Raw genomic sequence first — 13,219 nt, forward strand, 5'->3', positions numbered from 1 at the left:
TCTCTCCGTTATATCGGCGGCAGGCAGGCAAACTTTACTTCAGGCTTTACGCACCCTTCTTTTTGATTTCATCCAGGTAGTTGTAAATGGTGTAACGGGTGACACCGAGCACTTTGGCCGCCTTTTCTACACCACCGCGTACGATAAACATTCCCTTGTTCTGCATCTGCCGGACGATTTCAACTTTCTCTTTTTTACTGGTACCGGTTCTGAGCTGCCCGGTGGGAGGGATACAGCTGCGGATGATCTCATCCATCTTTTCTTCCAGCCCGGCCTCGCCCCCATCTTTGCTGCTGCTCTGCGGAAGGAGCATAGCCAGCGCATCGCGCGCCGCCTCTATCGCATGGTTGTCAGCGTTGAAACACAGCGCCAGTGCGGGTTTGCCGTTTTCATCTTTAAATAATGCGGTTGAACTGCGCAGTGGGCTGCCCTGCAGACTTGCGGTCGGGTAATTGGGAAAAACCGTGGGTTCAGTGCTGGACGGCAGAGTATCCAGGTTCAGCAGGCCGAGAAATCCGCGATCATTCTCCGGGCCATCCAGCAGGGAACTGCCTGGCTTTCTGCCGGAGACATGACCATTAATGATTTTTACCACGGAGGATTCAGGCTGCGTCAGATCGTGCAGTACCACCTCAACATGATGACCTGAGATCGAAGCAAAGGCATCCATAACCGCACTCAGTTGCTGTATCAGGCGTGATTTTTCGTGATCGTTTGTCATGCGCCAAACTCATGGTGTAAGAGCAAATTTTGCCTGCGAGTATAAACAATTTGTTGAAATAGAAACATGATTACCGCTACGACTTTTTCAACTCAATGTTGATATTTAAACTTTTCGTTGTTATTTTGGGTTATCCATTGAGCCTGTCCATGCGGGGGCAATCATGAATCCAGCCATTAAAAATTATGCCAGCAGTTTGCCGTTTCCTTTTGCGGCGGCGACAGAAACAACGGTGTGCTTTATCTTTCCGGCCGGGTGTCGATGACGGCGCATGCAGAGCCGCTGTACGGCGATATTGCCACGCAGACCGCCAATATTCTTGCCAGTATCCGGTACACATTGGTGGAGCTGGGATCCAGTCTGGAGAGTATTTTTAAGGTCACGGTCTGGTTGTCGGACATGAAGCATTTCGCTGAATTTAATCAGGAATATGCAAAGTGGTTCCAGCATGGCTATCCGGCCCGTTCGGTGGTCAGTAGCAAGCTGGCTTTTGACCTCGATGTAGAAATCGAAGTGCAGGCCGTCGCCCAAAAAACCTTAGCAGAACAGGTGAGTTAACATGCCATTACACCTCAACACGCCATTGTTGAATTCCCGTCCTTTGAGCCAGCTTACCGGCAGCCAGGCCTGGTTAAAGATGGACGCGCTGCAACCCTCGGGTTCATTCAAGATCAGAGGCGTTGGCCTCGCGTGCCAGCGCTATTATCAACAGGGGGCGCGTCGTTTTATCTCGTCCTCCGGCGGTAATGCCGGGCTGGCGGTGGCTTACGCAGGCCGAACTCTGGGCATCCCGGTGACGGTTATCGTGCCGGAGTCCACCCCAATCCGCGCCAGAGAACTGCTCAGGCTGGAACAGGCCGAGGTGATCGTCCATGGCGTGTCCTGGCAGGAAGCGAACCAGTATGCACAATCGTTGTTAAGCGCAACCGATGCCTTTATTCATCCTTTTGATGATCCGTTGCTGTGGCAGGGACATGCCACGCTGGTCGATGAGGTGGTGGCTGCCGGTGTACGCCCCGACGCGGTGGTGTTGTCGGTGGGTGGGGGTGGCTTGTTATCCGGTGTCATTACAGGCTTGCAACGCAACGGTTTGCCGGATGTGCCGGTGATTGCGGTGGAAACCGCAGGTGCAGCATCGTTTCACGCGGCCATCAGGGCAGGGCATGCGGTTGAAATCGACCGCATCAACACGGTTGCCACCAGCCTCGGCGCGAAAAAGGTCTGCGACCAGGCAGTAAAACTTGCCGGGGAGCATCCGGTGATCAGCGAAGTGGTGACAGATGAAGAGGCATTGCGCGCCTGTCGCCTGTTTATCGATGACCATCGGGTGCTGACCGAACCCGCCTGTGGGGCGAGCCTGGCCTGTTTATACCAGCAAAAAGCAGTGATGCAGCCTTACCGCAACCCGCTGGTGGTGGTGTGTGGCGGTGCAACGCTGTCGCTCGAACAATTGCTGAATGCCTGACTACTGCGTCAGCTCGCGGGCAAACTGGATAAAATCATGTAATGCCTTATTTTTTATCTCCTGCTGCCAGCTCATGGTCAGCGTGGAGGTGGCGTGCTGATCCTGCAAAAAGCAGTAGGCTACGTCCGGTATCATCACCGAACGCTGGGTCTCAGGGACCAGCGTCACCCCCATCCCCATTGAAACCAGGCCAATGGCCACCGAGACGTCACGGGTCGGCTGGATTTTCTGCGGCACAAATCCTGCCTGCTGGCAGGCGTTCAGTGCCGACCAGCCCAGCCCGACGCCTGGCGGGTCTTCCTGCATCAAAAACGGTTCAGTAGCCAGTTGCGCTAACGCAATTCGCGGCTGGCAGGCCAGCGCATGGCTGCGCGGCAGCACCGCAATCAGGGGACGGGTGGCAAGATCGAGATAGGCCAGATGATCATATCGTGGCACCGGTGAACGAACCAGCGCGACATCTATTTGATTAGTTAACAAAAGTGTAAGTTGTTCGTGAACATTACGTTCTTCAATCACGATATCGATGTCCGGTTTCCGCTTACGATAACCATTAATTAACAGCGTGAGTGCCGGATCGAGGATGGAAGACCCGACATAGCCGAGCTTAATTTGTCCGCGATAGCCCAGGCGTAAGCTGCGGGCATTGTCGCGAAACTTAACGTAGTGGCTCGATGCAATGCGCGCTTCTTCCACCAGCTGTTCGCCTTCAAAGGTCAGTGCTACATGCCGCCTGTCACGGGTGAATAGCTCGAATTCCAGCTCCTTTTCCAGCGCCTTAATGTATTGACTTAACGCCGGTTGGGCGATGTTGAGGCGCAGTGCCGCCTTGCCAAAATGCAGCTCCTCCGCCAGTACCACGAATGCGTGTAAATGCCGGTAATCCATCGGTTCTCTCCTGATTTTTCCTGATAATAACTCCTTATCAAAACCGCCGGTATTATTATTGGACTCTTATCACCGATCCTCTAAAACTGTGGGGGCAACGACGGGAGGTGCCGGTTCTATGCCACTGAATTCACTCCTGTTGTTCTCAAGGTGTGCCTGCGTTTGTCTGCGCCGTTGCATCACCGATTACCACGACTAAGAGGGACATTGAGATGTCTGTTAAGCAAACGAAAGTCACCGATTTGCGTTCCGCACTGGAAGTGTTAAGCCAGTACGATGATGAATTGATCTACACCGATGAACCGGTAGACCCGATTGCGGAGCTATCCGGGGTTTACCGCTATGTTGGTGCGCACGGCACTGTGAAACGCCCAACGCAAATCGGTCCGGCTATGATTTTCAACAAAATCAAAGGCTATAACGATATGCGGGTGCTGATTGGCCTGCTTTCTTCACGTAAACGTGTGGCGCGCCTGTTTGGCACCACCCCGGAAAACCTGGCGTTTATGTTGAAAGATTCCGTGGCTAACCCGATCGCGCCGATTGTCATTCCCCGTGAACAGGCAGCTTGCCAGGAAGTGGTTCATCTGGCCAGCGACCCGGATTTCGATATCCTGAAAATTCTGCCTGCGCCGACCAATACCCCGGAAGATGCCGGTCCGTATTTCACTCTGGGTATGTGTTATGCCGCCGACCCTGAAACCGGCGAGCACGACGTCACCATTCACCGTTTATGCGTGCAGAGCAAAGACGAAATCTCGATGTATTTCGTGCCGGGCCGCCATCTGGATACCTTCCGTCAGAAAGCGGAAGCCGCCGGTAAACCGCTGCCGATTTCTATCAGCATCGGTGTCGATCCAGCGATTGAAATTGGTGCCTGCTTTGAGCCGCCGACAACGCCTCTGGGCTTCGATGAACTGTCCATCGCCGGTAGCCTGCGCAACCAGGCGGTTGAATTGACCGAATGTGTGACCGTGAATGCGCGTGCCATCGCCAATGCTGAAGTGGTAATCGAAGGTGAACTGCTGCCAGGCGTGCGTGTGCGTGAAGACCAGAACACCAACTCCGGTAAAGCCATGCCTGAATTCCCGGGTTATACCGGTGCAGCCCAGGCTGAAGTTCCTGTGATTAAAGTGAAAGCCATCACCCATCGTCGTTCCCCGATTCTGCAAACCTGTATCGGTCCAAGCGATGAACACACCAATATGGCTGGTATCCCGACCGAAGCCAGTATCCTGCAAATGGTTGAACGCGCACTGCCTGGCTTTGTGCAGACCGTGCATTGCCCGACCCCAGGTACCGGCAAATATCTGGCGGTGTTGCAGGTGAAAAAACGCACCCCGGCTGATGAAGGACGTCAGCGCCAGGCGGCTCTGCTGGCTTTCTCCGCCTTCTCCGAACTGAAACATGTGATGCTGGTGGATGAAGACGTGGATGTGTTCGATATCAACGACGTCGTCTGGGCGATGACTACCCGCTACCAGGGTGATGTGGATACCGTATTTATCCCCGGCGTGCGCTGCCATCCGCTCGATCCGTCTTCCGATCCGGCCTACAGCCCATCGGTACGCGATCACGGTATTGCCTGCAAAACGATTTTTGACTGCACCGTGCCTTATCACCTGAAAGCCAATTTCCATCGCAGCGAATTTCTTGAGGTGGATGTAAATCGCTTTATCCCAGGTTTTAACAAAAAATAAGGAGGCAGCATGTCAGGGTCTGTAGTTCGCAACAGTGGTAAACCTCGGGTGATTGTGGGCATTAGCGGTGCCTCCGGTTTTTCTTATGGCGTACAGGCATTGCGCTATTTACGTCAGCTGGATGTGGAGAGCCATCTGGTGATCTCTCCGGCGGGGCATCTTAATCGTGAACATGAAACCGACCTCAGCGCAGAGGATGTGGCGGAGTTAGCCGATGTGGTTTATCCCATCCGTGCCGTAGGGGCGGCGATCGCCAGCGGTTCATTCCGCACCCTCGGCATGCTGGTGGCTCCCTGTTCGATGCATACCCTGGCGGCTATCGCCAACGGCCTGACCGACAATCTGCTGACGCGTGCTGCTGATGTGGTATTAAAAGAGCGGCGCAGGCTGGTCCTGATGGTGCGGGAAACTCCGCTCCATCTGGGACATATCCGCAATATGCAACAGGCGACCGAATCCGGCGCGATTGTTTTCCCGCCGGTGCCTGCGCTGTATGCCAGGCCGCAAAGTGTGGAAGAGATTATTGCGCATAGTGTTGCACGTGCTCTGGGGCTGATGGATTTGGATTGCGCCGATCTGCCGCGCTGGGGAGAAGACGTGACTTTAATGACCAGGAGTAATAAATCGTGATTATTGGACCCTATATTAATGGCTCTGCGGTACTGATTGGTGGCATTGTCGGTGCGCTGCTCAGCTCACGCTTGCCCGAGCGTATCAGAACCTCCATGCCGCTGATCTTCGGCGCCGCCTCGATGTGTATGGGGATTGTGCTGGTGGTGAAAGTCAGCCATATGCCGGTAATGGTGCTGTCGGTGATCCTTGGCGCACTGCTCGGTGAGTTGTGTTATCTCGAAAAAGGCATTGGCAAGCTGGGCAGTAAGGCGCGCGGGCTGGTGGAGATGTTTGTCAGCTCAGGTGCGCAGGATCAGGAATCGCAGGAACAATTTCTGCAAAGCTATGTGGCGATTATCGTGCTGTTTTGCGCCAGCGGCACCGGGATATTCGGTTCAATGCACGAAGGCATGACCGGCGATACCAGCGTCCTGATTGCGAAATCGTTCCTTGATCTGTTCACTGCCGCAATCTTTGCCACTTCACTGGGTTTTGCCGTGGCAGTGGTGGCGGTGCCACAGCTCATTATTCAGTTGCTGCTGGCCTATGGTGCGGTATTTATTTTACCGCTGACCACCCCAGCGATGCAGGCTGATTTCTCAGCGGTAGGCGGCGTATTAATGTTCGCTACGGGCTTCCGTATTTGCGGCATTAAAATCTTCCCGGTGGCAAATATGTTACCTGCGCTGGTTTTAGCCATGCCGATCTCTTCGTTGTGGACCAGTTTCTTTTAATAGAGGGAGGGGTAAATAACACGTTAAAAATGGGATGGAAATGTTATAAATCCAGGGGCCGGAAACGGGTGCTTCACTTTCCGGCATCTTAAGCAAGATCGGAATTTATCATGATTAAAAATAAAATTACTTGCGCAATAGCCTTGCTATTGCCATTGGCATCATACGCAGCGGATAACGCAACACAGGGTCTTGAAGTACTTCAGGTTACTTCTCCAGCTGACGATGGCAGCAATGGTACGCTGCGTTGGGCACTGGAAAAGAATAATCAAAATCCTGGTCATTATCGCATCGAATTACATTCCACTAACAACCAGCCACTGATTATTAAACCCAATAAACCACTGCCGGAAATTAAAGGACCGGTGGATATTATTAACAGCGATTTCCTCAAAAATGGCAGCTATGTGGCTATCGACGGTTCGGGTTACATTAAAGGCGTCGATCCGCGATCCTGCCCGGGAGCCGTTAGCGGCCAGTATGGCGCGAATGTTCGTACTACCACCATGCCGGGCCTGGTGCTGCGCGATACCCATGATGTCACCCTGCAAGGGGTAGAGGTGCGTAATTTCTGTATCGGCATTCTGATCAATCGCGCCAAAAATAACGTCATCGAAGATAACCGTATTGTCGGTAACCACGGCGGTGCCGGTATTATGATGACCGGCGATGATGGTAAAGGCAACTCCACGGCAACCACCACCGAACGTAATAAAATTATCCGCAATACCTTTATTAACAACGGCGATGCAATGGAAGCCACTCGTGGTGCTTCATTCAATCTGATTGCGGATAACTTTGTCACCACGGATAGCGTACATAATCAGGAACCGTCGCAGGGCCTGGAAATGTTATGGGGTAATGACAACGAAGTGATTCATAACCACTTTGAAAATTATTCTGACGGTGTACAGCTGAACTGGGGTAATCGTAACTACATCGCCGATAATACCTTTACTAATCTTTCTTCAGCGGTAACGTTAAGCGGCACTGGCAACGTGGTGGCGGGGAATATTATGACCGGCAACCGTGTGGCAGTTTCCGTTCGTCCGCAGGGGGAGCCAGGTAAAGATGGCAGCTTTGGTATTAACCGTATTACCGGACCAGCCGTAAACCGTATCACTGAAAATATTATGGTCGATAACGGTAAAGAAATTAAACGTTGCTTTGCCGGTGGTAGCTGCCTGCCGGGTTATGCCGGAGCGATTGTATTTAATGTACCAGGTCTGGAACACGCGGCCTTTATCGGTAATCGTGGTGGTGGTATCAGCGATGACACCAGCAAACTGGAAAAAATCTGCGCTATTGATGGCAACGTTGCCGGTTGTGAACAGACGCCGAATAAAGACCAGCATGCCCCGGCGATTACCCGTGTCGTCCGTAACCAGAACACGCTGACCGTAGACGGTAATGTGAAAGGTGAAGCAAATACCGAATACCGTATTGAGTTCTTCTCCAACAGCAAACCTGCCATGGATGAAGCTGAGCATTTCCTTGGTTATGAAATGGTGGCAATTAATGCGCAAGGCAATGGCACCATTCATTATCAGACCCCGCTAAGCGCTGATTTGCAGGTTGCGAATGTGACCTCGACAGCCACCACCAATGACGGAGCAACTTCACCGTTAAGTAAGCCTGCCCCGATGCAATAACTCTTTCCTGGATAAGCCTCGACATCGCATTACCTGACAGCATTCACCTGAAATTAAAAAAATAATCCGACCGGAAAGAGACGGTATTCGTGCCGCTCTCATCCTGTCAGGTGTGTCATTAGCGAAACAGGAACAACCCATGAACTTGCGTAAAAATGTATTAGCGATTTCTCTGCTGCTGGCCTTGCCGGGCGTGACCAACGCCATCGCTGCCACCAGCGCACCTGCCGCCGCAGTTAGTGTGCGTCACGCAGAACCGATTGTTATCCGCCAGACCGCGATTGGTGAAGGCATGCCGAAAGTCATCATTCCGACCACGGGTGCAACAGCCGACCAGGTTTTAGCACAGGCGAAAGCCATCGGTGCCAACCCGGATGCCGATCTGATTGAATATCGTATTGATTACCTGAATTTTGCCACTGACGCCGCCGAGGTCGGTGCGCTCGGTAAACAGGTTGCCGCAGACGTACAAGGCAAACCGTTGATCCTGACTTTCCGTACTCAATCCGAAGGTGGCGCGAAAGCCATCAGCGATAAGGATTATGGCAAGTTATATCTGGCGCTGATTAAAGACCATTTCATCGATATTCTTGATGTGGAAATGTTCCGCGATCCAGCGGTGATTCATCAGGTGGTCACTGCGGCCCACCAGGCAGGGATTAAAGTGGTGATGTCCAGCCATGATTTCCATAAAACCCCATCAACCAGTGAGATCGTCGCCCGTCTGCGTAAACAGGACAGCATGGGTGCCGATATCCTGAAAATCGCGGTGATGCCGCATGATTCCGGCGATGTGGTGAAACTGATCGATGCGACTGCGCAGATTCGTAATCAATATTCACGCAAACCGCTGCTGACCATGTCGATGGGCGGATTGGGTGCCATTTCCCGTTTGTCGGGTGAAGTGTTTGGCGACGATCTGACTTTCGGTATGTTGGGCACGGCTTCAGCGCCGGGTCAGGTTGATGCTGCACAGCTGCATCAGGTATTGAAAACCATCGATGTTGCGCTGAACGGTCATTAATTCCCGCCTGTTAAATGCGCCTTCCACGTTTGTCGTGGAAGGCGTTTTCTTTTAGAACTTCACTTTGACCTGCACACCCGCTACCCAGGTATCTTTAATCTCTTTATTCGAGAAGGCACCCGGTTCTTTGATGTACTGCACGCTCGGGCGCACGGACAGCCACGGCGTTGCCTGCAGGGTATAGGTCATTTCAACCAGTTGCTCACCAATATCCAGACCGCTCACCATGGCAGCGTCTGCTAATTCACCTTTGGCGCGCAGACTATCGACGGCATTATCACGGCTGTGCTGGTTATACACCGCACGACCATAACCAATCGCAATTGCATCATTTGGACGCGATTCAAACGGACCATTCAGCACCAGACCGGCGGAGTACCAGTGACGGAAGGGGGAAGTGGCTTCGTCGGTGGTGGTGGCCTGACCAAATACATGCAGATTCTGGCTGCGTGAGGAAGTTGACTGCCAGATGGTTTGATCCGCCAGCAGATAAGCACCCCAGCGTTTATTCGCACGGCGATCCGGTTGGTCAATACGCGCGACGTTGGAGCTGTCGTAGTAATAACCTAACTTGTACTGACCGGGCAGGGCGCTGTTGAAATTGTAAATCAACTCAACGGGCACGATATAACCGGTGGTACCAGGTACGAAGGGTTTAAATGCGTTTGATGATTCGCTGTTTTGCTCCGGGTTAACGTTAAACACGGCGGTTTGCAGTGCCCAGCTATCATTGAAGGTGTACTTCAGCTCACCCCCCAGATGCGCATTTGGGTAGTTGCCCCAGCCGCTGCCACCTGACATGGAAAGCGGGTGGGCGCAGAATCCGGCGTTCATAAAGTTAGTCAGAATCGACAGACCACCAAAATCATTGCCCATCGCCAGCCAACCCAGTTTGTACTGCAATTGCGGTGTAAACAGGGTGTTGGTGTAGCTGAATTCGCTCAGACGGGTATATTCCCCACCATAAACTTCCTGAATCGGCAGACGGTTGCCCACCAAATCGGCAGAGGTGCTGCGTCCACGACGGTCGTTGATGCTGAGCTGGATCGTACCGGCATGTTCAGCATTAAACAGACGATTCAGATCAAAAGTGGCACCGAGGCGAATTTGCTGCGCATAGCGGGTGCCGTAAGACTGGCCACCATTGAGGACACCGGCGGTTTCAGAAACATAATCGCCGGTTAAGTTGATGCCATGTTGCGCCAGGTCGGTACGTGCACCACCCCAGTCGCCAGTCATCGTATCCTGATGGAAAAAGTCGGTTGCCTGTGCAGCAGGCATGGCCAGCGCACAAAGTAATGCTACAGGCAATGGCCTGATTTTAAAACGAATGGTATTCATGATGTGTAAATTGTGATTAGTGAAAATGCACCCTTATTGTACCGCTCGGTTCGTTTGAGATCGCCGTTTATTGACGTTTCATGACAAACTAAGTGTTTCCACTTTTTTTTAACGGTAACTTAAGGTTTCAGCGGTGTTAGCGGGAAGAAAGACGATGAATAAAGAAAAATACGCTTACGGTATTACTATAAAAATGGCATTTTCTGGCAATGATTTGGTTAAATATTGCTTGTGGAAGTAGGATGTTTCTGAAATAGAATCTGTATATTGATATCCTTTCCACATTAAACCACTCGTAAGGAAACAGAGATGAGTGCACTTTCCCTCAGCATTGAACGCTGGCGCAATATTGTTGAACAAACGTTCGACTTCTCTCTGCAATATCGATACCGATTTGATGAAGGCCAGCAAGAGATTAACGTTGAGTTACGTGATGATGCCGTTCCTGAACAATTTTTTTCTGGAAATACAGAGGTGGTGTGTCTCACCGGTAAGAATGGTAGTGGCAAATCGGGCGTAATGGGCATACTTAACCTTACTGGCACGTCGTTAAAAATCGGGCAATCCGTGGAAGGCGGAACCGATGCCAGTACCTATGCCTTCACCTATATTTTTACCCGGTTTGACTACCTGTATGTGGTGAAAGTGACTCAGGGAAAAGTGTCTGGCTTATGGCAGACAAGAGATAAGTTTCGTGCTGATAAGATCATGCGATTAAGTTGTGAGCAGATAAAAAGTACACCCATAGTAGATACCTGGTATTATGCTTCCAACAATCTCCAGCTGAGTTTCTCCGGGAATAAGAACTCACGACACGATCTATCGATTTCACATCGGCGGCGTAATAAAAGTCACGCAGGCCACGATGAAATATTTTATTGCTATCAGGTTATGGGACATCTTGATCTGAGAGAGCGAATGGCATCGCGTTTGTTTACGTGGAATGTTCAGCGTTCATGGTATCAAAAATTCGGTAATATTGATGTTAAGTTGCCAGAGGATACATCATTACATTATAAGAAAAAATATGTGGCAACATTAGTTGCACTCAGATTGTTATGGGGTATAGCACGTTCCTATGAGGAAAATGATTATTTCTGGAGAACGGTTAATAAAGATAATCCGGATGTCAGGTATCTAATTCCTGGGAATGACTCATTGTTGGAAAACATCAGTCAGATTAGCTCGGAAGAGAGTGCTTTTAAGCTGCTTAATGAGTTCTCTCCACTATGTCATTATTTCTTTTCAGTTGAACCTTACATGCTGGTAAAGTCTCTGTATTATATGCAGCGTAGTAATTTCACCCGAAATGGAACGGTGCGTTATGAGTGTTCTCCTGACAGACAAAATGATGAACCGTTTCACAGTATTCTGTCGGTTATGGTACAAATTAAAGAAAATGTCAGTGAAAGTCGTTTTACCATAGAGCCTCCATTTAGTACTGGAGAATGGAAACTGATTGATCTTTATGCCACATTACAGCGAAAGGCGAAAGAATCGCGGGCCAGGGCAAATAACATGCAGTTGCTGCTTGATGAACCCGATTCAGATTTGCATCCCGACCTGCAACGATGTTTGATTAAATCGATGCTCGATTTATTAGCAACTCATGCAAAACAGCGTATTCAGTTGATTATTTCCAGTCATAATCCGATCGTTATTTCCGATCTGCCTTCTGCTAGTGTGATAGCGGTAGACTCTTCTACTGATATATTAGGGAAAACGTTTGGCAGCAACATTCACGATTTGTACAAGCATCGCTTCTTTGTCGAACGCTCGGTAGGTGCATTTGCGAGCAGCAAAATCCGCGAGGTGCTGGATAGCGAGGAGATTGATGACGAGATGTTGCGTTTTCTGATTGCTGAAACAGGAGAGCCAGTTGTGGTTTATGCCTTGCAGAATAAACTCAGGACAACAAAAAATATGGCAGATCAGGAGATAGATCAATTTCTTTCAAGGCTAACGGATCAGCAGCGTGCATTGTTAAGAGGAAAACTCAATGAGGGATGATTCGGCTTTTTTCGAGTGGTGTGTGCGGGTCAATTATTTCTCCGAATTCAATATCACGTTACCTTCTAATAAAAACTTGAGAACGGCAGTCGTAACTGTATTTTTCGACGGAAAAATTAATGATTATAATAATTTTAATAGCGATATTGCCAGACTGGAACAGATTGAGACAACAAAAGCAAAAATCGATTCACTGCGCCGTTTCCTCAATACACCACATGCTGCGTTTGTTAAAGCCGCTTTTATTAGTACACCATGGCAGAGAAAAAGATTAAACGCGCGAAGTCAGGCTTTTGAAGCTGCATTATGTCGCCTGACACCCCGGCAGCGTCTCGACTTTGATACATGGATGGAAGCAAGCTATAAGCGCTTCAGAAATTCAGTTTCGGCACCTTGTTTTGCTAAGTCGCTAAGCACGGTGGTGTGCCCTTACTGCGATAAGGCGTTTCTGGATGTGGGAAAACAGTTTTATGGTGAACTTGACCATTACCTGGATAAATCGACATACAGTTTTTATGCCCTGAATATTCATAATTTTGTAGCTGTGTGTGGTGTTTGTAACCGAAAAAAGAGTAAAAAGAGGTTGCAACATTTCAACCCGATAGATGATAACCTGGATTCTGTATTTTACTTTTATCTCTCGGATCAGGATAAACACAATGCATTGGTAAACTACCAAACATCAAATGTAAAAATCCGGCAAAATTACATACAGGGGAAAAAGAATCATTTGAAGGAGCTAAATGATACATTTGCATTGGACGACCGTTATGAAAATATGACTGCTGTTGTTGATTATCTTACTCAGCTTAAACGGATCTACACACCTGAATGGATGGATGAATTAGAGACGATTTATGGGATTAGATTTTCCCGGGATCAACTCAAACAATTACTATTAGGTCAGTTCAGTTTTCGCAACCCGACGGCCCGCCTGCAACCTTTAACCAAGTTGATTGATGATTTGGTCCAGGATTTAGATGTATTTAACGAAAAGCCGTGATGGCGGCTGATCGCGTAGGGTGATCAGCACAGAAAAGCAAAAAACCCGCTCAGGTTTCCCTGAGCGGGT

Annotated in this window: 12 protein-coding genes; 9 read left to right on the forward strand and 3 right to left on the reverse strand. The window is 50.0% G+C overall.

Going from position 1 to position 13,219, the window contains the following annotated elements:
* Window positions 1–46: 46 nt before the first annotated feature.
* Window positions 47–721 carry a PAS domain-containing protein gene (locus PW844_RS06275; protein ID WP_299449545.1) on the reverse strand — a complete coding sequence of 225 codons (675 nt, stop codon included), beginning with the start codon at window positions 719–721 and terminating at the stop codon, window positions 47–49.
* Window positions 722–955: 234 nt separating this feature from the next.
* Here PW844_RS06275 and PW844_RS06280 point away from each other — a divergent pair, with 234 nt between their 5' ends.
* Both PW844_RS06280 and PW844_RS06285 read left to right on the forward strand, forming a co-directional pair.
* The gene (locus PW844_RS06280) at window positions 956–1,279 is read left to right on the forward strand and encodes a RidA family protein (protein WP_299449546.1); all 324 of its coding nucleotides are present in this window, start codon (window positions 956–958) and stop codon (window positions 1,277–1,279) included.
* A 1-nt stretch (window position 1,280) separates the two neighbouring features.
* Window positions 1,281–2,186 (forward strand): pyridoxal-phosphate dependent enzyme, encoded by a 906-nt coding sequence (locus PW844_RS06285; protein WP_299449547.1) that lies wholly within the window; start codon window positions 1,281–1,283, stop codon window positions 2,184–2,186.
* Here the strand turns inward: PW844_RS06285 and PW844_RS06290 are convergent, their stop codons facing one another.
* Complete coding sequence (locus PW844_RS06290; protein ID WP_299449548.1) at window positions 2,187–3,074, reverse strand: LysR substrate-binding domain-containing protein; 888 nt, start codon at window positions 3,072–3,074, stop codon at window positions 2,187–2,189.
* 212 nt (window positions 3,075–3,286) lie between these two features.
* Here PW844_RS06290 and PW844_RS06295 point away from each other — a divergent pair, with 212 nt between their 5' ends.
* The 5 genes from PW844_RS06295 (at window position 3,287) to aroD (ending at window position 8,796) form a co-directional block, all read left to right on the forward strand.
* Window positions 3,287–4,774 (forward strand): UbiD family decarboxylase, encoded by a 1,488-nt coding sequence (locus PW844_RS06295; protein WP_299449549.1) that lies wholly within the window; start codon window positions 3,287–3,289, stop codon window positions 4,772–4,774.
* A gap of 9 nt (window positions 4,775–4,783) precedes the next feature.
* Window positions 4,784–5,404 (forward strand): UbiX family flavin prenyltransferase, encoded by a 621-nt coding sequence (locus PW844_RS06300; protein WP_084875669.1) that lies wholly within the window; start codon window positions 4,784–4,786, stop codon window positions 5,402–5,404.
* The gene (locus PW844_RS06305; protein ID WP_084875667.1) at window positions 5,401–6,120 is read left to right on the forward strand and encodes a DUF554 domain-containing protein; all 720 of its coding nucleotides are present in this window, start codon (window positions 5,401–5,403) and stop codon (window positions 6,118–6,120) included. Before PW844_RS06300 ends, PW844_RS06305 begins: the two co-directional genes overlap by 4 nt.
* 110 nt (window positions 6,121–6,230) lie before the next feature.
* Complete coding sequence (locus PW844_RS06310) at window positions 6,231–7,772, forward strand: NosD domain-containing protein (RefSeq protein ID WP_299449551.1); 1,542 nt, start codon at window positions 6,231–6,233, stop codon at window positions 7,770–7,772.
* 139 nt (window positions 7,773–7,911) lie between these two features.
* Window positions 7,912–8,796, forward strand: a complete 885-nt coding sequence (gene aroD / locus PW844_RS06315; protein WP_299449552.1) for a type I 3-dehydroquinate dehydratase — start codon at window positions 7,912–7,914, stop codon at window positions 8,794–8,796.
* 51 nt (window positions 8,797–8,847) lie between these two features.
* On the opposite strand, the gene PW844_RS06320 is transcribed toward aroD, so the two are convergent.
* Entirely contained in the window at window positions 8,848–10,137 is a 1,290-nt protein-coding gene (locus PW844_RS06320) for a carbohydrate porin (protein ID WP_299449553.1), read from the reverse strand.
* Between the two features lie 309 nt (window positions 10,138–10,446).
* On the opposite strand from PW844_RS06320, the gene PW844_RS06325 reads away from it, so the two are divergent.
* Complete coding sequence (locus PW844_RS06325; protein WP_299449554.1) at window positions 10,447–12,147, forward strand: AAA family ATPase; 1,701 nt, start codon at window positions 10,447–10,449, stop codon at window positions 12,145–12,147.
* Window positions 12,137–13,150 carry a hypothetical protein gene (locus PW844_RS06330; protein ID WP_299449555.1) on the forward strand — a complete coding sequence of 338 codons (1,014 nt, stop codon included), beginning with the start codon at window positions 12,137–12,139 and terminating at the stop codon, window positions 13,148–13,150. Before PW844_RS06325 ends, PW844_RS06330 begins: the two co-directional genes overlap by 11 nt.
* The last annotated feature ends 69 nt before the right edge of the window (window positions 13,151–13,219 follow it).

Source organism: Pantoea sp. (assembly GCF_028283705.1).
In the GTDB taxonomy this organism is placed as follows: domain Bacteria; phylum Pseudomonadota; class Gammaproteobacteria; order Enterobacterales; family Enterobacteriaceae; genus Pantoea.